Origin of the sequence: Curtobacterium guangdongense, from assembly GCF_049341845.1 — a bacterium.
In the GTDB taxonomy this organism is placed as follows: Bacteria; Actinomycetota; Actinomycetes; order Actinomycetales; family Microbacteriaceae; genus Curtobacterium; species Curtobacterium guangdongense.
Map to the genome: position 1 here is coordinate 72,118 of NZ_JBMPIT010000003.1, position 23,613 is coordinate 95,730.

Sequence of the window (23,613 nt, forward strand, 5' to 3'; positions counted from 1 at the left end):
TGCGGACGGCGCGCGTACCCCGGGTGGGTGGCACCCGGAGTCGGGACTGCCGGCGCGGGCCCGAGCGGCGGAGACTTCCGGGGTGACCGACACCACGACCAGCCCTGCACGCCCGGCGACCACCTGGGAGCAGCACTCCCCCGTCCGCACCGCCGCGGAGCTGCTCCTCGGGCTCTCGTTCTTCGTGACGATGGCGTTCGGTGGGTACGGCGCGGCGACCGGTCACACCTCGATCGTCGCCGGCCTCGGTGCGATCGTGTTCCTGACGACGCTCACGTGCGTCCTCGTGTCGTGGTTCTCCGGCGCGGGCGACCCCGCCGAGGGCGACCGCTAGACGCCAGCACCCTCGGCCCCAGCGCCGTCGACACCAGCACCCTCGACGGCAGCGCCTTCCGACGCCGCCCGACGGTCCGCCCGCCGCTCGCGCGCCCGCTCGACGAGGAAGTACAGCGCCGGCAGCACGACGAGCGTCAACAGCGTCGAGGAAACCAGCCCGCCGATCACCACGAGCGCGAGCGGCTGCGAGATGAACCCGCCCTGCCCGGTGAGCCCGACGGCCATCGGGAGCAGCGCGAAGATCGTCGCGAGCGCCGTCATCAGGATCGGCCGCAGGCGTCTGGTCGCGCCCTCGATCATGGCGTCCCGCACGCGGAGACCCCGGCGGCGGTACTGGTTCACGAGGTCGATGAGGACGATCGCGTTCGTCACCACGATGCCCACCAGCATGAGCACGCCGATCAACGACGCGACCCCGATCGGGATCCCAGAGACGATCTGCAGCAGGATCGCCCCCGTCGCGGCGAACGGCACCGAGACCAGGAGCAGCAACGGCTGGAGCAGGCTCCGGAAGGTCGCGACCATCACCACGTAGACGATCAGGATCGCGACCAGCGCGGCGAGCAGCAGCTGGCTGAACGCCGACGACTGGCTCGAGGCGACCCCGCCGATCGTGGCCGATGCACCCTTCGGCAGGTCGAGGGCGTCGACCGCCGACGTCACCGACTGCACGGCGGCCCCGAGGTTCGCGGAGTCCGGCGTCACGGTGATGGTCGCCGTGCGGACGGCGTCCGAGGTCGTGACGGACGTCGGGCCGTCCGCCTGCTCGACGGTCGCGACGTCGGACAGCGGCACCGCGCCGGTCGACGTCGGCAGTGACAGGTCGCGGAGCGCCTGCACGGTGGTCGGCGGTTCCGGGTCGGCGATGTACACGTCGAGCGAGGCGTCGCCGATCTCGACCGTGCCGGTGTCCCGCGGGGAGACTGCCGCGGCGACGATCCCGCCGACCTGGGTCTCCGTGAGCCCGAGCGCCGCCGCCTTCGAGCGGTCGACCCGCACGGCCAGGTACGGCTCGGCCGCCGAGAGGTTGCTCGACGCCCCGGTGGTGTGCGCGACGTCCTTCATCGTCGAGAGCACCTCGTCCGCAGCGGTCCTGAGCTGCGCCTGGCTCGGCGCCGTGACGTCCACCTCGATGTCGCTGCTGCCGCCGAACCCGCCGCCGGACGACGACAGCGAGATCGTGCCCGCGTCGGACAGCCCGTCGAGACGCTTCCGGGTGTCCGACTGGATGCGGGCCTGGTCGGCGTCCGAGTCGGTGGTGACGGCGTACTGGATCGACGCCGTACCGGAGCCCCCGAACGCCGCCTGGATCGACTGTCCGCTCGACCCGATCGTGGTCTGCACGGTGTCGACGCCGTCCACCGCCCGGAGCTGCGCCTCGACCTTGCGCGCAGCGTCGGACTGGGCGTCGAGCGAGGCACCTGGTTCGAGGTCCTGCGTCACCGTGAAGGTGTTCTGCCCGGAGTCCCCGAGGTAGTTCGTCTTCACGAAGGGCACCGCCGCCGCGGTCCCGCCGAGCACGAGCACGGCCAGCAGCACGACGAGCAGCGGGAACCGCAGCACCCAGTGCAGGACCGGCAGGTAGCCACGGCGCAGACGGTCGGGCGCCCCGGCGTCGTGGAGGTCGTCAGCGGAGCGGAGCGCGGACTCCGTGGCCGAGCCGCTGCCGGCGGTCCTCGTGCCCGCGTGCTTGTGCCCCTTGGGTGCGCGGAGGAACCAGTACGCCAGCACCGGCACGATCGTCAGCGCGACGAGCAGCGACGCGATGAGCGCCATCGACACGGTGAGCGCGAACGGCCGGAACAGCTCCCCGACGAGCTCCGCGACGAAGGCGACGGGCAGGAACACGACGACTGTCGTCAGCGTCGACGCCGTCACCGCCCCGGCGACCTCGCGCACCCCGTCGAGCACCGCCTGCCGTCGATCGACCCCGGGTTGCAGGTGCCGTTTGATGTTCTCGATCACGACGATCGAGTCGTCCACCACGCGGCCGATCGCGATCGTCAGCCCGGCGAGCGTGATGATGTTCAGCGTGTAGTCCGCCGCGCGCATGCCGATCGCGGCGAGCAGCACCGAGGTCGGGATCGAGATCGCGGTGACGATCGTCGACCGGACCGACAGCAGGAAGACCAGGATCACGATCACCGCGAACCCGAGGCCGAGCAGGCCCTCTTCGGCGAGGGAGTCGATGGACTGCTGTATGTAGGGCGCCTGGTCGAACACGACCGTGAACTTCGGGTCCCCGGTGATCTTCGACTCGATGCCGGGCAGCGCGTCGCGGACGGTCTTCGAGACGTCGACGGTGTTGGCCTGCTGGGTCTTCGTGATCGCGATGGTCAGCGATTCCTCGCCGTCGACGCGGCTGATCGAGGTCCGTGGCGACTCGGTGATGGCGACCTTGGCGACGTCGCCGATCGTGGACGCCGTCGCGCCCCCGGTGAGCGGCAGCGCTTCGATGTCCGCGACGGAGGCGATCCGCTGCCCGGTCTGTACCGAGAGCGTCGAGCCGTCCTGGGTGATCGTCCCGCCGGGGATCAGCGTGCCGTTGTCGTCGAGCGCATCGGAGATCGCGGTCTCGGACAGCCCGCGTGCCGCCAGCTCGTCGCGATCGGGCGTGATGAGCACACGGCGGCCCGGGTTGCCGAACACATCGGCTTCGCGCACCCCGTCGAGCTTCTCGAGGTCGGGCACCGCCGTGGCGTTCAGCCGGTCGACGAGTTGTTCCTGGTCCCCGCCGCCGGACACCGCGAGCTGGATCACGGGCAGGTCGTCGAAGGAGCCCGTGACGATCTGGGTCTGCACCGAGTCCGGCAGGGACAGGGCGTTCACGACGGTCTGGATCTTGTCCTCGGCGCTCGCGAGGTTGGACCCGTAGTCGAACTCGGCGGAGACGACGCTCTGGCCGGTCGACGACGTCGCGGTGGTGGACTTCAGGTCCGGCACCGCCTGGATGCCCTGCTCGATCTTGGTCGAGACGTCGTTCGAGACGACTTCCGGCGTGGCCCCCGGGTACGCGCTGACGATCGCGATCTGCGGGAACTGCACGCTCGGGATGAGCTCCTGTTTGAGGCTCGACAGTGATATCCCGCCGAAGATCGCCACCACGATCGTCACGAGCGCGATGAGCGCACGGTTGCGGAGGCTGAAGACCGAGAGGAGGTGCACGGTCCGATCCTCGCAGCAAGTCCCTGCCGCGGTTCACCGGGGAGCAGATCGGTGGAGAACGGCCAGCTACCCGGCGAGCAACAGGTACGCGCCGAGGACCCCGACCGTGCCGACGACACCGACGCCGAGTGCGACCACCCGTCCGGCGGGTGAGCGCGCGACCACGACCCCGGCGATCAGCACGGCGACGCCGACCGCGATCTCGACCACCCATGCCACGACCCCGGTGGTCGCCGCGACCCGCAGCAGCGCGCGCATCCCCTCACCGATGAGCACGGCGGCGACGGCGCCGAACGCGGCCCCGCGCCACCGTCCGTCGGCCGAGCGCACGAGGACGGCGACCGCGCCCGCGAGCGCCCCAGCCGGGACCGCCATCAGCACCCAGAAGTTCGTGATCGACAGGACGTCCGGGTACCCGCGGAGGTTCGACGTCGCCCAGTACCCGATGTGCATGAGTTCGAGCAACACCACCCCGGACACCATCGCGACGGGCAGCCCCACGCGGCCGCCGCGGACCCCCATGAGCAGCAGCAACGCGACCGCGACGACGAACCACGGGCCCGCCGAGTTCGAGACGGTGGACAGCCCTGGCAGCGCCTGCCCGTACGAGGTGAGCACCCCGGCGAGCAGCGCGCCGCCGAGTGCCATCGTCAGCCGGGCGAACGCGGGCACGGTCGGCACCGGAGCAACCGGGCGGGAGGACACGAGCGGGGTCATGCCGTCGAGCATGACGGACCCCGGACACGAGGACATCACCCCACGGGCCGAACCGACGTCACCCCATCGGATGACCCACCACGCGCCACCGCGCACCACAGCCGACGACCGACCGCGCACAACCGACCGCGTCACACCACCGCGGCCAACGACCCCTGCACACCCGTCGACGCCCCACCGACCCGGTCCCACGCCCGCTCGAGCACGTCGACGAGCCGCACCCGGTCCGCAGGCGGCATCGTGAACGGCACCCGGAGGAACCGCTCGAAGCCACCGTCCGGCCCGAAGACCCCGCCGGACGCGAGCACCACCCCCTCGGTACGCGCCGCGAGCACCAGCGCGCTCGACACGGGCCGCCCGAGCCCGACCCACGTCGTCAACCCGCCGGCCGGGGACGGGACGTCCCAATCCGGGAGCCGCGCGCGCAACGCCCCCACGACCTCGTCGCGACCCTGTCTCAGGTACTCGCGCCGAGCCTCCAGGACGGCGTCGGTCCGCGGGACGAGCTCCCTGGCGACCAGCTGGTCGAGGACGGGCGTGCCGAGGTCGCCCGTCGGGCGGGCGAGCAGCAGGCGCTGCAGCAGGTCGGGCGACGCGCGGATCCAACCGATCCGCAGGCCGCCCCAGAAGACCTTGTCGGCGGACCCGATCATCACGACGGACGCACCAGAACCGGCGGACCCGGCGGAACGGGCAGACCCGGCCAACGCCGCCAACGGCACCGACGCCTCCCCGTCGATCCGCAGCTCCCCCATGGTCTCGTCCGCGATGACCGTCGTGCCCGTCGACGCCGCGACGGAGAGCAACACGGACCGCACCGACGCCGACATCGACGCCCCCGTCGGGTTGTGCAGCTCCGGCATGACGTAGGCCACCGCGGGCGCCGACCGCCGCAACGCCGTCTCGAGCACCCCGACGTCCCACCCCGAGCGCGCGTCGACGGGCACGCCGACGAGTCGACCGCCGGCCTCGCGGAAGGCCTCGTGCGCGTGCGGGTAGGTCGGCGACTCGACGAGGACGGCGTCACCGCGACGGACCAGCACCCTCGCGAGCAGGGCGATCGCGTGCTGCGCCCCGATGGTCACGACGATCTCCGACGCGTCGGTCGGCAGGCCTCGAGCGGTGTACCGCGCCGCGATGGCCGCACGCAGCCCCGGGTCCCCGACGGTGTCGTACCCGATGCCGGCGAGCGCCGCCGGCACGTGCCGCATCGCCCGTTCGACGGCCTCGGCGACCCCGGGTGCCGAATGCAGGGCCGCCTTGCGGAGGTCGAGCACGTCGCCGGACACCACGCCGCCGAGCCGCTCGGGGTCCGGCCGTCCCGCGAGGTCCCGCGGCAACCGCACGACACTGCCCGATCCACGCAGGGACACCAGGTAGCCGGAGTCGCGCAGCCGGGCGTACGCGTTCGCCACGGTGGTCCTGGACACGCCGAGCGCCTCCGCCAGCCCCCGCTCGGCGGGCATCCTGGCGCCGAGCGGGATCCGCCCGTCGATCACGAGCACGCGGATCGCGTCGGCGAGGGCCTCGTACGCGGGGGCGTCGGAGCCGTCGCGCCACTCGTGGAGCAGGAGCGCTGCGGAGCGGGAACTGAGGAGGACCGGCGTCATGGATCCACGCTAGCGCAATTGGCTCTCGACCAGCAGTCCAATCCCCGCGAGCATCGGAGCCATGTCCCGCCCCGCCGCCCTCACGCTCCGCTTCGCCCAGCTCTTCGTCGGCCTGTTCCTCTACGGCGCCTCCACGGCCCTGCAGGTCCGAGCGGTCGTGGGCGTGAGTTCGTGGACGGTCCTGACCGAGGGCCTGGAGAACGTGGTGCCGTGGTCGTTCGGCCTGATCACGGCGGTTTCGAGCGGCGTCATCCTGCTGTTCTGGATCCCGCTCCGTCAGAAGCCCGGCATCGGCACGTTGCTCAACGCCCTGGCGATCGGTCCGTCGGCCGACCTGGTGCTCTGGCTCGTCCCGACGCCGGCGGACCTCCTCGGCAGGATCGGGTTGTTCGTCGCCGGACTGCTCCTGCTGGCCGTCGCGACCGCGTTCTACATCGGCGCCGGGTTCGGCACGGGTGCTCGCGACGGGCTGATGGTCGGGCTGCACGAGCGACTCGGCTGGCCGATCTGGCTCGCACGCACCCTGGTCGAGGTCACGGTCGTGATCGTCGGCTGGTTCCTCGGCGGTGACGTCGGCGTCGGCACGGTGATCGCCGCGTTCGCGATCGGCCCGATGGTCCAGCCGCTCATGCCGCTCTTCCGCCGGTTCCCGTGGAGCCCCGACCGGGCACCCGGCCTGGAGGCCCGCCCCACCCCCGCCACGGAGCCCACGCCCGTCCCGTGACCGGCCCATTCCTCCACCCTCGGGCATCGAGGGAACAGAAAACGTCGGGTCGCCTGCGCGCACCCGACGTTTTCTGTTCCCTCGATGGGGAGGGGAACGGGAAGCGCGGAACGCTTGCGGATCCGTGAGACGCGATATAACGTGTCGTCACCAGACGCGATACATCGCGAGTTCGAGGAGACAACATGGCTCAGGAGAAGTGGCTCGTCGAGGAGCCCAAGGTCATCGACACCGGCAGCGTCCGGTCACTGCGCGTCGGCCTCGTCGGCGGGCAGGTCGACGTCGTCGCCCACGACGAACCCACCGCACGCGTCGAGATCCACAGCGTGTCCGGCAAGCCGATGAAGATCGAGCTCGACGGCGACACCCTCACGGTCGACCACCCGCAGATCCGCTGGGACGACCCGATCGGCTTCCTCAAGTCGTTCCGCGGCAAGGCGCACGCCGACGTCAGCATCCTGGTCCCCCGCGACGCCGGCGTGACCCTCGGCGTCGTCTCGGCCGGCGCGCTGCTGTCCGGCACGAACCGCGGCGCCACGCTCAACACCGTCTCCGGTGACCTCGTCGTGGACGGTGTCGCGGGCGACGTCACCGTCAACGCGGTGTCCGGTACGACCACCATGCGCGACCTCGACGGCGCCCTCACGGTGCACACCGTCTCGGGCGACGTCGTCGCGACCGGTGAGATCCCGCGGTTCTCGGCCGACGGTGTCTCCGCCGACGTGGTGCTCGACCTGCACGGCACGCCGGACTCGGCGCGCGTCAACACGGTGTCCGGCTCGGTGAGCGTCCGGCTCGAGGACGGCGTCGCCTTCCAGTGCACCGTCAGCACGGCGTCCGGCAAGCTCCAGTTCGACGACGCGGAGATCAAGGGCGTCAGGGGCTCGTACGTCAAGCAGGGCGGGGAGCTCTCCGGGCAGTGGCTCGACCTCCGGGTGAACTCGGTGTCCGGGGACATCGCCGTGCTGCACGCTCCGCCCGCGACGACGGCAGCGGCGACCGAGAGCGAGGTGTTCGAATGAGTCCGGTCTTCGCCCACGGCCACCTGCGCCTGTACCTGCTCGTCCTGCTCGCCGACCACCCGATGCACGGGTACGAGGTCATCCAGGCCCTCGGGGACCGCTTCGGCGGCACGTACGTCCCGAGCGCCGGCACGGTCTACCCGCGCCTGGCGAAGCTGGAGGAGGACGGCCTCGTCTCCAAGACCGCCGACGGCCGCAAGACCGTCTACGCGATCACCGATGCTGGTCGCGCCGAGCTCACCGCACGCGCCGACGAGATCGCCTCGCTCGAGGCCGGCGTCAACGACTCGGTGAAGTCCCTCGCTGACGGAGTCCGTGCCTCGGTCAGCGACGCGATGCGGTCCCTGCGCGCCGACCTCGCCGCGTCCGCGCAGTCGACGAACGCGCAGTCGACGAACACGGAAGAACCCGTCTCCGTCCCGTCCGAGAGCGCCCGCGCCCTCCGCGAGCTCGAGATGGCACTGTCGTCGTTCCGGCAGCAGGTCCGCGCCGACCTGCGCCGCCGTGCGACACGTGGCACGCTCACCGCGGACACGGTGACGCGCCTGCGCGACGGCCTCGAGGAGCTCCGCAAGTCCCTCTGAGCCCGCGCCGGCGGGGCGGTGGCGGCCACGGCCTCCCGTCCGTCCGCCCGTTGCACAACCGGAAGCACTCCGCACCACGGAAACTCGTGGCGCGGAGTGCTTTCGGTTGTGCGGGAGCAAACCGCGCCGCGCCGCGCCGCCTACAACGCCGCGTCGGCGAACGCGTGCATCGCGTCACGCAACGCGCGCGACGCACCGGCGCCCGCCCACTCGTACGCGTGCGTGAACCGCTCGTCCGCGACGTACATGTCGGCGAGCGTGCGGAACCGCTCAGCGGTGAGCTCGGCGGGCGGGGTCGCCTGCGCGAGCCACGCGAACTGCCGACGAGCCAGCGCGACCCCCTGATCCGACGACGGCCCCGCGCCGGACGCGGCGAGCGCTGCCGCATCGGACGCGATGGCGCGCTGCTCGGCCTGGAACGCCTCCTTGCCGGCCGCGTCCTTCGCGTCCCACCAGGTCGTGCCGCGCCGCCACGCGTCCGCGCCCCAGCGTTCCTCGACCTCGGCGCGGAACCGCGACTGGTCGAAACCGTCGAACGTGTCGTCCGTGTCCATGTCCTCTCCCTTCCGGAGTCTCGTGATGGTGGTGCGCACGGCGGCGAGCTGCCGAGCGAGTCGATCCCGCTCGCGTTCCAGCCACGCCACGTGCGCGGTGAGGGCGGCGACGTCGTCGAGCTCGCCGTCGAGGACCTCGCGGATCGCCGGCAGCCCGAGCCCGAGGCCCCGGAGCAGCAGGATGCGCTGCAGCCGGACGAGCGCACGGTCGTCGTACCGGCGGAGCCCGCCGTCGCCGACCGCCGTGGCCGGGAGCAGTCCGATGGCGTCGTAGTGCCGGAGCGTCCTGCTCGACACCCCTGCCGAACGCGCCACGTCGGCGATGCCGTGCGGTGCTTTGGCAGCTGGCGACGCCGTGTCTGTCGATTCCCTCATGGAGACGACGGTAGAGGTTGACGCAGCGTCAACCGCAAGGGGTTTCGGGGGATCCGTCGGGGTCGCGTTCGACGGAAGCGGAATACCGACCCCTCGACCCGTGTTGACTCGCGCCCGGAATTGAGTAGGTTTGCCGCTCGTGACGAACGAGATCCGGTCGCTGAAGTCGCGACTGATCGGGGATCCCCTCCCCTCCGAGAAGCTCGAAGGACAGCTCCTCCCGAAGCACCTGGCACTGCCGATCTTCGCGAGCGACCCGCTGTCCAGCGTGGCGTACGCGCCGCAGGAGCTCCTCATGATCCTGCTGCTCGGCGGGATGTCGTTCCTCACCTTCGCGCCGTGGGTCGCCGCGCTCGTGGTCCTGCTGCTCTTGGTGGTCGTCGCCTCCTACCGGCAGCTCATCAAGGCGTACCCGTCCGGCGGCGGCGACTACGAGGTCGCGCACCGGAACCTCGGCGAGAAGGCCGGGCTCGTCGTGGCGAGTGCCCTGCTCGTCGACTACGTGATGACGGTCGCCGTGTCGGTGGCCTCAGGCGTGGACAACATCATCTCCGCGCTCCCGGTGCTCAACGAGTTCCGCGTCGAGCTCGCACTCGTCTTCGTCATCCTGCTCGCGGCCGCGAACCTCCGCGGCGTGCGGGAGTCGAGCAAGGCCTTCGCCGTCCCGACCTACCTGTTCGTGGCGAGCGTGTTCGTCATGGTCGTCACCGGCCTGATCCGGGTCCTCGCGGGGAACGCCCCCGTGGCCGAGTCCGCCGCGTACACGGTGCAAAACGTCGAGCACACGACGCAGGCGGCGTTCATCCTGTTGCTCCTGCGTGCCTTCGCGTCCGGCTGTTCGGCGCTGACCGGCGTCGAGGCGATCGCGAACGGTGTGCAGGCCTTCCGCCGGCCGAAGGTCAAGAACGCCCAGATGACGCTCGTGTTCATGGGCGGCATCGCGATCGTCCTGTTCGTCGGCCTCATCACCCTGGCGCTGGTGTCCCGCGTGCACTACGCCGAGAGTGCCTGCGACCTGCAGGGCTTCGCGAACTGTGCCACGACGCCGCAGCGTTCCCTCATCGCCCAGATCGCGTCGGCGACGTTCGGGAACAACACCATCCTGTTCTTCGTCATCCAGGCCACGACCGCCGCGGTCCTGCTCCTCGCCGCGAACACCGCGTTCAACGGCTTCCCGCTGCTCGGCTCCATCCTGGCGCGCGACTCCTACGCACCGAAGGCCCTCTCCACCCGCGGCGACCGCCTCATCTACTCGAACGGCGTCATCGTGCTGGCGCTCGTCGCGGCCGCGCTGCTCGTGGTCTACCGGGCGAACGTCACGAGCCTGATCCAGCTCTACATCATCGGCGTCTTCGTGTCGTTCACGCTCGGGCAGACGGGCATGGTGCGGCACTGGACCCGGCTGCTGCGCGAGGACCGCGCCGGCACGGCGACGGAACCCGTGAACCGCGGCCAGGTCATCCGCTCCCGGCTCATCAACGCGACGGGCGCCACGTTCACCTTCGTCGTCCTCGTCATCGTCACGATCACGAAGTTCACGCACGGGGCGTGGCTGGTCTTCGTCATCATGCCGGTCCTGTTCGTGCTGATGCTCGGTGTGAACCGCTACTACCGCGACGTGAAGCACGAGATCGAGGCGGACGTCGAGACGGAGTTCGGCGCGACGGGCGACCACGCGATCGTCCTCGTGAACAAGCTGCAGAAGCCGGTGCTCAAGGCACTCGACTACGCCATCGCCGCGAAGCACGCCGGCCTCGAGGCGGTGCACGTCGCCATCGACGACACCGAAGCAGCACTCCTCCGCGAACAATGGGCCGAGCACGGCATCGAGGTCCCGCTCACGATCGTCCCGAGCCCGTACCGCGACATCTCGATGCCGCTGATCAAGTACATCAAGGCGCACCGGATGGAGCACGGCTCCGAGGTCGTCACGGTCTACACCCCCGTCTTCGTCGTCGGTCACTGGTGGGAGGGACTCCTCCACAACCACCGCGGCCGTCGCATCCGCAAGAAGCTCCTGCTCGTGCACGGCGTCACCGTGGCGCTGGTGCCGTGGCTCCTCGACTCGTCGGAGCTGCTCTACGGCCGTCGCTCGCGGCCCTTCCCCGGCCAGGAGCGCCGTGGCGAGCCCGTCCGACCGGCGCTCCGCCGCTCGCCGAACGGCGTGTTCCGCAGCGAGGAAGAGGACCGCGTGCTGCGTTCCGACCAGCGCAACAACCTGCTCAGCCCCGCACAACGGGCCAGCATGCAGTCGCGGCGCGCGAGCCGACCGGCCGGACCGGCCGACGGGGTGGACCCGGCCCACTGCACCGGTGAGATGCAGGTCCTGGTGCCGGCGTCCCCCGGACGCACGCCGACGTCTGCGGAGTGATCCGCGCCTCCCGGCATACGATCTGAACCCATGACCGACGCACCCGACCTGCGCACCTTCGCGACGTTCGACGGCCACGGCGGCAAGGTGTCCAAGCGCGTCGAGGTCCTCGACCACTCCGACGACCGGTACGAGGGGCTCGTCGCGGTGCGCGGCGAGCACCCGATCGGCGCGCTCGACGAGCGACCGGTCGGCTCCGCGAGCATCGGCTGGGTCGACCCGGCCACCCTCCGCGACTGGTACCGGCCGGACCGGATCGTGGTGTCCTCGCTCGAGGCACGTCGCTCCGACCTGCAACCCGGCACGTACGCGGACACGCGTGGACGCGGTCGCGTCCGCATCGACGGCCTGGAGGCTCACCTCGGCCCCGACGGTCGGCCAGCGTTCCGCGCACTGGCCGGGTCAGGAGTCGTGGACATGCCGCTGCCGAAGGACCAGGTGGTCCGACTGGTCGTCGTCACCGCTGACGCGGTGACCGCCTCCGGCGCGGCCGGCGTGGAGATCGTGACGACGCCGATCAGCCCGCTCCTCGCTCCGGGGACGTACCCGGCGTACGCGGACGACGTGCCGGGGCTCCCGCCGCGGCCCGCGTCCGGTCGGGTGAGCGTGTCCGCCGCGGTGCTGCTGGACGGGGCGCTGTCCCCGGTCGAGCGGCTCGACGAGCCGGGCAACACGCTCTGGATCACGCGCGACGGTCGGTCGGTGCCGATCGCGGCGAACGAGGTCGGGCCCGACCTGGTGCGGTACACGGCGGTACCTGTCTGAGCTTTGTCCCCCGTGGGGCCGTCCGGGCTGACCGTGGTGTCGTGGGTCGCGCGTAGCGTCCCGGGCATGAGTGACAGCACTGGTGAGACCCTCGGCGGCGCCCGCCCCGACCCCACGACCGACGCGAGCAAGGACCCGGAGACCTGGGTCACCGGTGACGAGCCGATGACCGGGCCGCAGCGGAGCTACCTCGACACCCTGGCGCGCGAAGCCGGCGAGGAACTGCCCGCGGACCTGACCAAGGCCGAGGCCTCGGAGCACATCGACCGGCTGCAGGCGAAGACGGGGCGCGGCGACTCCTGACGCTCCCGGGTCCCTTGTTCTGGGGACCCGGGGCTGGGGATGTCCTGGCGATACCCGGGCAGACCCCCGAACGAGGGGTGATCGGTGACGCGTCACTGGTTACGGTCGGGGCCATGCGAACGACATCGACCTCGATCGGCCTGACCGTCCTCCGCGTCGTCCTCGGCGTGGTGTTCATCGCCCACGGCGCGCAGAAGTTCGGGCAGGGCATCCCCGCCGTCGCCGACGGGTTCGCCGGCATGGGCGTCCCGCTGGCATCGATCGCGGCGCCGTTGGTCGCCGGGCTCGAGCTCGTCGGCGGTGCGCTGCTCGTGCTCGGGGTGGCCACCAGGGTCGTCGGCGTGCTGCTCGCGGTCGACATGGTCGTCGCGGGGTTCCTCGCACACGCGTCCGCCGGGTTCTTCTCGCAGGAGGGCGGGTTCGAGTACGTACTCGTCCTGGCCGCCGGTGCCCTCGCCGTGGCGCTGACCGGGCCGGGCCGCCTGTCCCTCGACGCCCTGGTGCTGCGGGCCTCGCGGCGTCGGCGTGGTGTCGCGGAGCCGTTGCCGGCGTAGTGGCGTCTTCCGCTCCCAGCCCTGCGCCCTCCGCCCGTTGTTTCGCGCTCAGCGACACTCCTCGCGGTCCCGCGTCCGAGAACCGTCGCTCAGCCCGTGAGCGCGTCCATCACCTGGCGCGCGATGAGCCGGCCGGCCCGGTTCGCCCCGATCGTCGACGCCTGGGGACCGTAGCCGGCGAGGAACAGCCGGGGCTCGTCCGCCGACCGCCCCTCCGCAATCACCACGCCACCGCCCGGTGTCCGGAGCCGCAGCGGTGCGAGGTGCCGGAGGTCCGCGCGGAAGCCCGTCGCCCAGATCACCGCGTCGGCGTGCACGTGCTCGCCCTCACGGGTGACCACCCCGTCCGGTTCCATCGCGACGAACACGGGTTCGGGGTGCAGGACTCCGCGGTCGATCCCCGCGCGGATGCGGCGTGACACCGGGACGCCCGTGCCGCTGACGATGCTCGGGAGGGTCTCCCCCGCCCGGGCCGCACGGTCCTGCTCGTCCACCGCGGCGACCGCCGACTCCAGGTCGAGCCCGACCGTGTCGGCCCACTCCACCGGTCGACGGGTGAACCACCTCGTCGACCGCGCCACGCCGTCGAGCTCGAGCAGGAAGCCGATCGCGCTCGTCCCGCCGCCGACCACGACGACGTCCTGCCCGCGGAACTCGGACGCCGACCGGTACTCGGTCGTGTCGATCTGCCGCCCGCGGAAGGTGTCACGCCCCGGGTACCACGGGACGAAGGGCGTGCCCCACGTACCCGCCGCGGAGACGACCACGTCCGCCGTGATCCGGGCGACACGGCCGTCCGGCGTCCGCGTCGTCACGCACAGTCCGGTTCCCGCGCGGGTGACGCTCGTCACGGTGACCGGCCGTCGGACCTGGAGGTCGTAGTGCTGCTCGAACCGGCGGTAGTACTCGCCGACGACGTCGCGCGCGGGACGGGACCGATCGGCATCGTCGAATCGCAGCCCCATCGCCCGCATACCGGGGAGGTCGTGCACGCGGTGGGCCGACCCGAGCCGGAGCGCTTCCCAGCGGTACTGCCACGCCCCGCCCGTGCTCGGCGCCCGGTCCAGGACGACCACGTCGCTCCCCGGCTGCAGACCGAGTCGGCGCAGGTGGTAGGCCACGGAGAGACCGGCCTGCCCCGCACCGATCACGACCACCCGGGCGTGCTGGTCGTCGGGGGTCGGTGTCAGGTCCGTCATCACATCCGATTCTGCTGGACGCGCGCACCGCTCGGCCATGTCCAGATAGGGGTACATGGTAGAGTGATCGGCAGATTTCCAACCACGAACCGTTCGGATTCTCCGGGTGATGACTCGTCTCCCGTAGCACCGGACACGAGCCGATCACGAGGGGGTCACGCATGGGGCGCGGCCGTCAGAAGGCAAAGCACACCAAGGTCGCCCGGGAGCTGAAGTACTTCAGCCCGGAGACGAACTACGGTGCGCTCGAACGCGAGCTCTCCGCCGGGCACGACTCGGACGAGAACTCCTACGTCGACCGCTGGGCAGACCAATACGGGGATGACCAGCTCGAGGGCGACGACGAGTTCGAGCCCCAGCAGGACCAGAATAAGTCCGCCTGACCTCCTGGTCAGTCGACGCCGCGCACCCTCCGGGGTGACGCGGCGTTTCCGCGTCCTCGCACTCCCCAGAACGACAGGGCCGCTGTCGTACGACAACGGCACTGTCGTTCCGAGTCGACAGAAGGATCGCGATCGGCAGAGCGACCACGTCGAGTCGCGACCCGGCGACGAGCCCGCGCGGACTCAGCCGGCGTAGCTCCCCACGAGCCGCACGGCGCCGCCGTCGACGCCCTTCGCCCCCTGCTCGAACCCGTCGAGGTCCCGCGCGGACATCGACACCGTGCCGACCTGCCACGACGCGAGCCCGGCCGTCCCGAGCGCGTCGACGACCGCCGCAGCAGCCGATGCGGACACGACCGCGAACATGCCGATGCCGAGGTTCCACGTGCTCTCGGTGTCCTCGATCGGCGTCCCCGCCATGGAGGCGAGCACACGGAACACGGGGAGGGGCTCCCACGTCGCACGATCGACCTCGACCCAGGAGCCGACGGGCAGCACGCGCGCCAGGTTCGCCGCGATGCCACCACCGGTCACGTGCGAGAGCGAGTGGACCGCGCCGTCACTCGAGGAGATCACGGAGAGCAGCGGGGAGGTGTACAGCCGGGTCGGCTCGAGCAGCGCCTCACCCACGAGCCCGCCGAACTCCGGCAGCGAGTCGGTGTACCCGACCCCGCGCGTCGAGAGGATGTGCCGGACGAGCGAGTACCCGTTCGAGTGCAGCCCGGAGGACGCGATCGCCAGGACGACGTCCCCGTCCTGCACCAGCGGAGCACCGAGCACGGCGGACGCCTCGACGGCACCTACCGCCGCGCCCGCGACGTCGTAGTCGTCCGGCCCGAGCAGCCCGGGGTGCTCAGCGGTCTCGCCGCCGACCAGCGCGGTGCCGGTCTCGGCGCAGCCGCGAGCGATCCCGGCGACGATGTCCGCGATCCGGGACGGCACGACCCGACCGCACGCGATGTAGTCGGTCATGAACATCGGCTTCGCACCGACCACGACGATGTCGTCGACGACCATGCCGACGAGGTCCTGGCCGATGGTGTCGTGCTTGTCGATCGCCTGCGCGATGGCGACCTTCGTGCCGACGCCGTCGGTCGAGGTCGCGAGCAGCGGCCGTGAGAAGTCCTTCAGGAACGACACGTCGTAGAGCCCGGCGAACCCACCGACACCACCCAGGACCGAGTCGTTGTGCGTCGCTGCGACTGCGGACTTCATCAGCTCGACGGCCAGATCACCTGCGGCGGTGTCGACCCCGGCCTCTGCGTACGGGTTGGGCATGCGGAGTCCTCCGTCGTGGCATGGCAGACTTGTTCGGTACCACCCGATTCTACGGTCTGGAGCACACCGCGAATGTGCGGCATCGTCGGCCTCGTTGCGCAGGGGCCTGCTAATCAATCCATCTACGACGCTCTGCTCCTCCTGCAACACCGGGGACAGGACTCGACGGGCATCGCCACGGTCGAGGGTCACATCCACCACATGCACAAGACCCGCGGGCACGTCCGCGAGTCCTTCCGCACCCGTGACATGCGTGCCCTCCTCGGCACCATGGGGCTCGGCCACGTCCGGTACGCCACGAAGGGTGCCGCCAGCAACGAGGAAGAGGCGCAGCCGTTCTACGTGAACGCTCCCTACGGCATCGTCCTCGTCCACAACGGCAACCTGACGAACACGCGGGAACTCACGCGTGAACTCTTCGACATCGACCGCCGGCACCTCAACACGAGCTCGGACACCGAGCTCCTGGTGAACGTCCTGGCGCACGAGCTCCAGGGACAGGTGCGCGGCGCCGACCTCGACCCCGGCCAGGTGTTCGACGCCGTCGAGCGCGTGCACCAGCGTGTGGAGGGCTCGTACGCCGCCATCGCGACGATCGCCGGGCACGGACTGCTCGCCTTCCGCGACCCGTTCGGCATCCGCCCGCTGATCCTCGGCCACAAGTTCGACGACGCCGGCAAGTCCGAGTGGGTCGTCGCGTCCGAGTCCCTCGTGCTGGAGTCCGGCGGGTACGACATCGTCCGCGACGTCGCTCCCGGCGAGGCGATCTTCGTCGAGATGGACGGCACGATGCACGCCCGCCAGTGCGCGGCGAACCCGCGCCTGGTCCCGTGCTCGTTCGAGTACGTCTACCTGGCGCGGCCGGACTCGGTGATGAACGGCATCTCCGTGTACGACGCCCGCCTGCGTCTCGGCAACCGCCTGGCGGACACGATCGCGCAGTACGCCCCGACCGGCGACATCGACGTCGTGATGCCGATCCCGGACTCGAGCCGCCCCGCAGCGATGCAGGTCGCTCAGAAGCTCGGCATCGAGTACCGCGAGGGCTTCTACAAGAACCGCTACGTCGGCCGGACGTTCATCATGCCCGGGCAGGCGGAGCGCAAGCGGTCCGTGCGCCAGAAGCTGAACGCGATGTCGTCCGAGTTCAAGGGCAAGAACATCCTCATCGTCGACGACTCCATCGTGCGCGGCACGACGAGCAAGGAGATCGTCGAGATGGCCCGCGCCGCCGGTGCGAACGAGGTCACCTTCACCTCCGCCGCTCCCCCGGTGCGCTACCCGCACGTGTACGGCATCAACATGCCGACCCGCGCGGAACTCATCGCGCACGACCGGAAGATCCCCGAGATCAACCGGGTGCTCGGCAGCGACCACCTGATCTACCAGGAAATCGGCGACATGCGGGACGCCATCATCGAGGGCTCCGACGTCACCGACCTCGAGATGAGCTGCTTCACCGGCGAGTACGTCACCGGAACGGTGAGCCCGGAGTACCTGTCCTGGGTCGAGGCGAACCAGCTCAGCTGATCCGGCGGCTCACGCCACCACAGACGGACGGGAGGCCGGGTGCCAGCTGGCACCGGGCCTCCCGTCCGTCAGTGGGCGCGTCAGCGCGCGTGGTCGCCGTGGTCCTCGATCTCGCCCTCCACCGTCTCCGGGGGCATCTCCACCTCGACGCGCTCCGCGGTGAGCCGCGCCGCGCGGCGGGAGAGCACGCGGTCGAGGACGATCGCGACGAGCGCACCGACGAACCCGCCGATGGCGACACCCCAGAGGCCGAAGTACCCCACCAGGCTCCCGAAGCTCTGCGTCTCGCCCTTGTCGCCACGGTCGAGGTTCATGGTGAGCGAGATCACGATCAACGTGACGACGAAGCCGAGGAGCGCTCCACCGACGATGAAGACGCCGAACTTCGGGGCGCGTCGGATGGTGACCTCGTCGGAGGAGGAGACGGTGCCGGGCGTCGGAACCGGAGCGTCGTCGGGTCGATCGGTGTTGCTCACGAGTCCATTGTCCCCCACTGTGGGACGTGCTCCGGCCTGTGCTCGCGTGCGGATCCGCGAGAGGATGGAGCGGGGCGAGTGGTATCCCACGGGTGGAGGTGACGCTGGGTGAACGGATCGACGGCGGCTGACCGACACCCGAGCGTCCCGGCGCGCATCTCGTGGCCGATCGCGCAGCGGCGGGAAGAGGACCGCGCCGTCGCCGTCGTCGCCGAACACGGCTGCAGCGTCGCCCTCGTCGGTGCTCCGGGGCTCGGGAAGAGCACCGCTGCCGCACGCGTGACCGACCGGGTCGCCCGACGGGACGCCAGCGGCAGGACGCTCGTCGTGCCCATCACCGCCGTGGCGACCGGGGCCACGATGCCGTTCGGCGCCGTGTCCGAGCGCCTCGGCGAACTCCCGGCGGAGCTCCTCGCGGACGAGGCGGGCGCCGAACAACGACTGCGCGAAGCGGCGGACCTCGCCGACCGAGACCTGCTGCTGCGGGTGGACGACGCCGACCACCTCGACGCGATCTCCGCCAGGTACGTCGCGTGGCTCGTGCGGAACCAGGGCGCCAGGATCGTGCTCACCTGCCGCGACTTCACGGCGCTCGCCGAGCCGCTCCGCGCGCTGTGGCAGGACGACGTCCTCGAGCGGATCGACCTCGACCCGCTCGACCTCCACGACACCGCGGCGCTCATCGGCCAGGCGCTGCAGGCCCCGCTCGAGTCGGCCTCGGTCGAACGGGTCCACCGTGCGACCGCGGGCAACCCGCTCTACCTCCGGGAGGTCGTGCGTGCCGCGCTGACGTCGGGAGCCCTCGAGCACACGGCGTCCGGGTGGTACTGGCGCGGGCGCATCACCGCGTCCAACAGCCTCGCCGACATGTACCGCACGGAGCTCGGCGCACTGCCGGAGGACCTCCGCGACGTCGTCGACATCGTCGCCCTCGCCGATCCGATCCCGCTTTCTCGACTGCTCGGACTGGTGAGCGGCGGCGACGTCGACCGGGTCGTGGCACTCGGACTCGTCCGGATCGACTCGCTCGACGAGGGCGCCCCCGCGGTCCGGCCGTCACACCCCCTCGTCGGCGAGGTCGTGCGGTCCCTGGTGCCCGTCGCGCGCCGGACGAAGCTGTTCGCCCGGGCCAACGCCTTCCGCGCGGACCTCGACTCCGGGGCGCTGCCGGCCGCTCGACTCCGGGCTGCGCTGTGGGCGATCGAGTGCGGGGTGCTGCCGCCGGTGCCGCAGCTGCTCGACGCGGCGCACGTTGCCGTGCGGCTGCAGGAGCTCGAGAGTGCGGTCGCCCTGGCCACCGCCGCGCTCCGGGCCGAGCTCTCGCCGACCCAACGGGTCGCCGCGCTCTGCCTTCGGTCGCTCGCCCAGGGCTACAGCGAGGGGCGGGAGGCCGGACGCGCCGACGCCGAGGCGGCGTGGGCGATCGCTACGCGCGGCGGCGGCGATGCCGGTCCCGCGGCTTCCGTCGCCGTCGACGACGACGCCGTCATCGAGGCGTGCGAGACGCTCGCGAACATCCGGCAGTTCCACGACGACGACACCCTGGCGGCCGTCGCCCTGACCGACGTCGCGATCGGGATCGTCGGTCCCGAGGCCGCCGAACGACTCCGCCTGCTCCGACTGTCGCACCTCGGCTGGGGCGGTCGGTTCGGGGAGATCCGTGCCGAGATCGAGCGCTCCGGGATCGTCGACGCCCCGACCGTGCCGATGTCGTTCCTCTGCCTCGCACCGTGCGCCGTGATGGCGCTGGCCACGGCCGGCCGGCTCGACGACGCGATGCGCCTCGGCACGGCGGCGCTGACGACCGCGACCGCACACATCGAAGAGGCCCCGTGGAGCGTGGGCGAACTGATGTCCGTGCTGCACCAGGTCCAGGTCTGGCGGGGCGACATGGAGGGCCTCATCACCCAGGTCTCGCTCAACCGGTCGAGCCCGTTCCTGAAGTACGACTTCACCCTCGAGCTCATCGGTGCCGGCAACCTCGCGATCGGGCAGCGCCGCTGGGACGACGCGATCACGGCGTTCTCGGCCGCGTGCGAGCGGTACGCGGTGGCGGACCACGGTGGCTTCGCCGCTTACCCCTGGGCGCGACTCGCGATGGCGTACGCCTTCTCGGGCCGGGCGGAGGAGGCGAACGCCGCACTCGAGCACGCCCGAGCGACCCCGCCCCGGGCGATGCGCATCACCGGCGACCAGATCGCGACGACCATCTGCTGGACCGAGGCGGTGCTCGGCAACCCCGCGGGGCTCCGGCACGCCGACGAGCTGTCGGACCGAGCGGCTGCGAGCGGGGCGTGGATGCACGTCCTGTACGCGCAGACACTGCACTACACGATGGACATGCTGAACGGGCGGGACTCCACCGCGTCGCTCGACCGCATGCGCGAGGCCGCGAGCCGTGTCGACGGCCCGCTCGCCATCGCGATCGTCGAGTACGCGGACGCCATCCGGTCGCGGGACCGAACGCGGATCGCCGACGCGCAAGCGGTGCTCGCGACGCACGGCATGGCCGTCACGGCGGGTCGGGCGCAGCGTCCGCCGCTCACCCACCGCGAGTACGAGGTCGCTGCACTGGCTGCCCAGGGGCTCTCGAACCGGCGGATCGCCGAGCAGCTCGGGTTGTCGGTCCGGACGATCGACGCGCACCTGTCGCGCGTGTTCGCCAAGTGGGACCTGCACGCGCGGTCGGAGCTCGCCGAGCTGCTCTGAACCGGGCTGCTCCGGACTCACCGAGTTGCGCTGATGCGCGCTCTACGGGCCGGGAACCGCAGTTCCGTTGCGGAATGCAGCACGCCACGCCGAATGAGCCACACGAAGGGCCGGACATCGCGTACGGTGGTCGCTGTCGCCGGGTTCGGACCCGTTCGGGTCGGGTCCGAATCCCGGCGACTTCAACTCGGTTCCTACGCTACGTGCCCGGGTCTCGGTGCCGCATCGGTAGGTACTACCTAATTCGATGCCGATCGGTATGCGTCCGGCGTGTCGTCAGACGCCGGTGCGCACCGGCAGGTAGGCCGTGAGGTCCGCCCGAGCGCCCGACGCACTCGCCCGCGCTGCCGAGACCGCCTCGGTCCAGGTCAGCGTGCCCGTCGCCAGCGCGATCCACGTCGCCGCGTCGGTCTCGACCACGTTCGGCGGGGTCCCGCGTGTGTGCCGCGGACCCGGCACCGCCTGCACGGCTGCGAACGGCGGGACCCGCACCTCGACGCTGTTCCCCGGGACGTCCTCGGCGAGGCGCTGGAGCGTCCACCTGACCGCCGTCGCCGTCGTCGGCCGGTCCGTCGCACCGGCGAGCACGGCCCGGAGCGCCTCGGCCCCCTCGGCGTCGTCGATGGTCCTGCTCGGCATGTCCACAGGCTAGCCGGTGCATCGCGAGGCGGTGGTCCGGCTCGGTAGGGTGATCGGGTGCGAATCCTCGTCCTCGGTTCCGGTGCCCGCGAGCACGCGATCATCACGGCGCTCCTGGCAGAACAGGCCGGCCACGTCATCACGGCGGCGCCGGGCAACGCCGGCATCGCCGCCGACGTCGAGACCGTGTCGCTCGACCCGACGAACGGTCCCCTCGTCGCCGAGTACGCGATCGAGAACGGCATCGAACTCGTCGTCGTCGGCCCGGAAGCGCCGCTCATCGCCGGCGTCGCGGACCCGATCCGAACCCGGGGCATCCCGGTCTTCGGGCCGAGCAAGGCCGCGGCGGCGCTCGAGGGATCGAAGGCCTTCGCCAAGCGCATCATGTCGGCGGCGAACGTGCCGACCGGCCGACCGGTCTCCGCCGGCACCATCGACGAAGCCGTCGCCGCGATCGACGAACTGGGCGCACCCCACGTGGTCAAGGCCGACGGGCTCGCTGCCGGCAAGGGCGTCCTCGTCACCGAGGACCGTCAGGCCGCCATCGACCACGCCACCTACTGGCTCCAGCACGGCCCCATCGTGGTCGAGGAGTTCCTCGACGGCGAAGAGGTCTCGCTGTTCTTCCTCAGCGACGGCCACGACGTCCGCGCGCTCAGCCCGGCACAGGACTACAAGCGGCTCGGCGACGGCGATGCCGGTCCGAACACCGGCGGCATGGGCGCCTACTCGCCGCTGCCGTGGCTCGCCGACCGATGGGGCTCCGAAGCCGCCTTCGTGGCAGAGGTCGCCGACCTCGTCGCGCTCCCCACGGTCCGCCGACTCGAGCACGAAGGAACGCCGTTCGTCGGGCTCCTCTACTGCGGGCTCATCGTCACCGAGCAGGGCGTCCGCGTCATCGAGTTCAACGCGCGCTTCGGCGACCCGGAGACCCAGGTCGTCCTCCCCCGCCTCGCGACCCCGCTCAGCGCGCTGATGCTGGCGGCCGCGACGGGTCAGCTCGGCGGCGCTCCGGAACCCGAGTTCCGCGACGACGCCGCGGTGACGGTGGTCCTCGCCAGCCAGGGCTACCCCGAGAACCCGCAGACCGGCCGGGCGATCACCGGCATCGACGCGGCGAACGCCCGGGACGGCGTCGCCGTGCTGCACGCGGCGACCGGCCTGCTCGACGGCGACCTCGTCGCGACGGGCGGGCGCGTGCTCAGCGTCGTCGCCACCGGGTCCGACTTCACCGAAGCCCGGGACCGCGCGTACGCCGGCCTGCACGACATCACGCTCGACGGTGCCCAGTTCCGCACCGACATCGCCGCGAAGGTCACCCGATGAGCGCCCCCGCGGTCGACGGCTGGCAGCACGTCTCCTCCGGCAAGGTCCGTGAGCTGTACGTCCCGGCCGACGCCCCCTCCGTCGCCACCGCGACCGAGCTACTCCTCGTCGCGTCGGACCGCGTCAGCGCGTACGACTCCGCGCTCGAGCCCCCGATCCCCGGCAAGGGAGAGCTCCTCACGCGCCTGTCCCGGTTCTGGTTCACCCAGCTCGGCGACGTCCCGAACCACCTGCTGGCCCCGACGGCGACCAGCACGCCGGTGCCCGACTCGGTGGCGTCCCGCTCGATGCACGTCATGCCCCTGACGATGTTCCCCGTCGAGTGCGTCGTCCGCGGCTACCTCGTCGGCAGCGGCTGGGTCGAGTACCAGGAGTCGGGCAGCGTCTGCGGCGTACCGCTCCCTGCCGGGCTGTCGAACGGCGACCGTCTGCCGGAGCCGATCTACACGCCCGCGTACAAGGCACCACAGGGCGAGCACGACGAGAACATCTCGTTCGAGCAGACCGTCGAGCTCGTCGGCGCCGAGGTCGCGACGCAGCTCCGTGATCTCTCGCTGCACGTCTACTCCGAGGCGGCGGCGATCGCTCTGGAGCGCGGCGTCATCATCGCGGACACCAAGTTCGAGTTCGGGCACGACACCGATGGTCAGATCCGCATCGGGGACGAGGTCCTGACGAGCGACTCCAGCCGCTACTGGGACGCCACGACCTACGCCGAGGGCAACCGCACCGATTCGTTCGACAAGCAGATCGTGCGCGACTGGCTCAGCGCGAACTGGGACAAGCAGGGCACGCCGCCGGTCCTCCCCGACGAGATCGTCGAGCGCACGGCCGCCCGCTACCGCGAGCTCATCGAGCGCCTCGGCGCCTGACCGCGCGACGCCCGGCGCACTGCCAGGGCTGCCCGGGCATCCGCGTCATGGGTCGAGTGCGCAGAAGTGGCGACCGGATCGGCCGGGAGGCTCTGCTCCGGACCGGCACCGAGCCTCCCGT

General features: G+C 71.3%; 21 protein-coding genes. 13 read left to right on the top strand and 8 right to left on the bottom strand.

Annotated features, from left to right (window positions below):
- Positions 1 to 82 precede the first annotated feature (82 nt).
- Positions 83 to 334 (top strand): hypothetical protein, encoded by a 252-nt coding sequence (locus tag ACO0E1_RS05040; RefSeq protein WP_422873187.1) that lies wholly within the window; start codon positions 83 to 85, stop codon positions 332 to 334.
- Here the strand turns inward: ACO0E1_RS05040 and ACO0E1_RS05045 are convergent.
- From ACO0E1_RS05045 to yczR, 3 genes are all read right to left on the bottom strand, one after another.
- Complete coding sequence (locus ACO0E1_RS05045; RefSeq protein WP_422873188.1) at positions 331 to 3,501, bottom strand: efflux RND transporter permease subunit; 3,171 nt, start codon at positions 3,499 to 3,501, stop codon at positions 331 to 333. The two genes, ACO0E1_RS05040 and ACO0E1_RS05045, sit on opposite strands and share 4 nt — an antisense overlap.
- 66 nt (positions 3,502 to 3,567) lie before the next feature.
- Positions 3,568 to 4,218 (bottom strand): DUF6518 family protein, encoded by a 651-nt coding sequence (locus tag ACO0E1_RS05050; protein ID WP_422873189.1) that lies wholly within the window; start codon positions 4,216 to 4,218, stop codon positions 3,568 to 3,570.
- Positions 4,219 to 4,349: 131 nt separating this feature from the next.
- Entirely contained in the window at positions 4,350 to 5,828 is a 1,479-nt protein-coding gene (gene yczR / locus ACO0E1_RS05055; protein WP_422873190.1) for a MocR-like transcription factor YczR, read from the bottom strand.
- A gap of 61 nt (positions 5,829 to 5,889) precedes the next feature.
- Here yczR and yczE point away from each other — a divergent pair, with 61 nt between their 5' ends.
- The 3 genes from yczE to ACO0E1_RS05070 all read left to right on the top strand — a co-directional run bounded on the left by yczE (position 5,890) and on the right by ACO0E1_RS05070 (position 8,158).
- Positions 5,890 to 6,552, top strand: coding sequence for a membrane protein YczE (gene yczE / locus ACO0E1_RS05060; RefSeq protein ID WP_422873191.1), 663 nt, complete (start codon positions 5,890 to 5,892; stop codon positions 6,550 to 6,552).
- 185 nt (positions 6,553 to 6,737) lie between these two features.
- Positions 6,738 to 7,574, top strand: a complete 837-nt coding sequence (locus ACO0E1_RS05065; protein WP_422873192.1) for a DUF4097 family beta strand repeat-containing protein — start codon at positions 6,738 to 6,740, stop codon at positions 7,572 to 7,574.
- On the top strand, positions 7,571 to 8,158 hold the full coding sequence (locus tag ACO0E1_RS05070; RefSeq protein WP_422873193.1) for a PadR family transcriptional regulator: 588 nt from the start codon (positions 7,571 to 7,573) through the stop codon (positions 8,156 to 8,158). The genes ACO0E1_RS05065 and ACO0E1_RS05070 overlap by 4 nt, the downstream gene beginning before the upstream one ends.
- 140 nt (positions 8,159 to 8,298) lie before the next feature.
- Here the strand turns inward: ACO0E1_RS05070 and ACO0E1_RS05075 are convergent, their stop codons facing one another.
- The gene (locus ACO0E1_RS05075) at positions 8,299 to 9,087 is read right to left on the bottom strand and encodes a MerR family transcriptional regulator (RefSeq protein WP_422873194.1); all 789 of its coding nucleotides are present in this window, start codon (positions 9,085 to 9,087) and stop codon (positions 8,299 to 8,301) included.
- A 130-nt stretch (positions 9,088 to 9,217) separates the two neighbouring features.
- Here ACO0E1_RS05075 and ACO0E1_RS05080 point away from each other — a divergent pair, with 130 nt between their 5' ends.
- From ACO0E1_RS05080 to ACO0E1_RS05095, 4 genes are all read left to right on the top strand, one after another.
- Entirely contained in the window at positions 9,218 to 11,458 is a 2,241-nt protein-coding gene (locus tag ACO0E1_RS05080; RefSeq protein ID WP_422873195.1) for an APC family permease, read from the top strand.
- 30 nt (positions 11,459 to 11,488) lie between these two features.
- Positions 11,489 to 12,223, top strand: a complete 735-nt coding sequence (locus tag ACO0E1_RS05085; RefSeq protein ID WP_422873196.1) for a hypothetical protein — start codon at positions 11,489 to 11,491, stop codon at positions 12,221 to 12,223.
- Positions 12,224 to 12,289: 66 nt separating this feature from the next.
- Complete coding sequence (locus tag ACO0E1_RS05090) at positions 12,290 to 12,526, top strand: DUF3072 domain-containing protein (protein ID WP_422873197.1); 237 nt, start codon at positions 12,290 to 12,292, stop codon at positions 12,524 to 12,526.
- A gap of 113 nt (positions 12,527 to 12,639) precedes the next feature.
- Positions 12,640 to 13,080, top strand: coding sequence for a DoxX family protein (locus tag ACO0E1_RS05095; RefSeq protein ID WP_281266918.1), 441 nt, complete (start codon positions 12,640 to 12,642; stop codon positions 13,078 to 13,080).
- 89 nt (positions 13,081 to 13,169) lie between these two features.
- Here ACO0E1_RS05095 and ACO0E1_RS05100 read toward each other — a convergent pair whose 3' ends face one another.
- On the bottom strand, positions 13,170 to 14,279 hold the full coding sequence (locus ACO0E1_RS05100) for an FAD-dependent oxidoreductase (RefSeq protein WP_422873198.1): 1,110 nt from the start codon (positions 14,277 to 14,279) through the stop codon (positions 13,170 to 13,172).
- Positions 14,280 to 14,440: 161 nt separating this feature from the next.
- Between ACO0E1_RS05100 and ACO0E1_RS05105 the strand changes: the two genes are divergently transcribed.
- On the top strand, positions 14,441 to 14,662 hold the full coding sequence (locus tag ACO0E1_RS05105; protein ID WP_281266916.1) for a DUF3073 domain-containing protein: 222 nt from the start codon (positions 14,441 to 14,443) through the stop codon (positions 14,660 to 14,662).
- A 183-nt stretch (positions 14,663 to 14,845) separates the two neighbouring features.
- On the opposite strand, the gene purM is transcribed toward ACO0E1_RS05105, so the two are convergent.
- Positions 14,846 to 15,940: a phosphoribosylformylglycinamidine cyclo-ligase gene (gene purM, locus ACO0E1_RS05110; protein WP_422873199.1), complete on the bottom strand. Its 1,095-nt coding sequence runs from the start codon at positions 15,938 to 15,940 to the stop codon at positions 14,846 to 14,848.
- A gap of 72 nt (positions 15,941 to 16,012) precedes the next feature.
- On the opposite strand from purM, the gene purF reads away from it, so the two are divergent.
- Complete coding sequence (gene purF, locus ACO0E1_RS05115; RefSeq protein ID WP_422873200.1) at positions 16,013 to 17,470, top strand: amidophosphoribosyltransferase; 1,458 nt, start codon at positions 16,013 to 16,015, stop codon at positions 17,468 to 17,470.
- 80 nt (positions 17,471 to 17,550) lie between these two features.
- On the opposite strand, the gene ACO0E1_RS05120 is transcribed toward purF, so the two are convergent.
- A complete protein-coding gene (locus ACO0E1_RS05120) occupies positions 17,551 to 17,946 on the bottom strand; it encodes a hypothetical protein (protein ID WP_422873201.1) in 396 nt (131 codons plus the stop codon).
- Positions 17,947 to 18,054: 108 nt separating this feature from the next.
- Here ACO0E1_RS05120 and ACO0E1_RS05125 point away from each other — a divergent pair, with 108 nt between their 5' ends.
- Positions 18,055 to 20,655: a helix-turn-helix transcriptional regulator gene (locus ACO0E1_RS05125; RefSeq protein WP_422873202.1), complete on the top strand. Its 2,601-nt coding sequence runs from the start codon at positions 18,055 to 18,057 to the stop codon at positions 20,653 to 20,655.
- A 276-nt stretch (positions 20,656 to 20,931) separates the two neighbouring features.
- On the opposite strand, the gene ACO0E1_RS05130 is transcribed toward ACO0E1_RS05125, so the two are convergent.
- Positions 20,932 to 21,294: a sterol carrier family protein gene (locus ACO0E1_RS05130; protein ID WP_422873203.1), complete on the bottom strand. Its 363-nt coding sequence runs from the start codon at positions 21,292 to 21,294 to the stop codon at positions 20,932 to 20,934.
- Between the two features lie 57 nt (positions 21,295 to 21,351).
- Between ACO0E1_RS05130 and purD the strand changes: the two genes are divergently transcribed.
- Both purD and ACO0E1_RS05140 read left to right on the top strand, forming a co-directional pair.
- The gene (gene purD, locus ACO0E1_RS05135) at positions 21,352 to 22,620 is read left to right on the top strand and encodes a phosphoribosylamine--glycine ligase (protein ID WP_422873204.1); all 1,269 of its coding nucleotides are present in this window, start codon (positions 21,352 to 21,354) and stop codon (positions 22,618 to 22,620) included.
- Positions 22,617 to 23,492 (top strand): phosphoribosylaminoimidazolesuccinocarboxamide synthase, encoded by an 876-nt coding sequence (locus ACO0E1_RS05140; protein ID WP_422873205.1) that lies wholly within the window; start codon positions 22,617 to 22,619, stop codon positions 23,490 to 23,492. The genes purD and ACO0E1_RS05140 overlap by 4 nt, the downstream gene beginning before the upstream one ends.
- Positions 23,493 to 23,613: the final 121 nt, after the last annotated feature.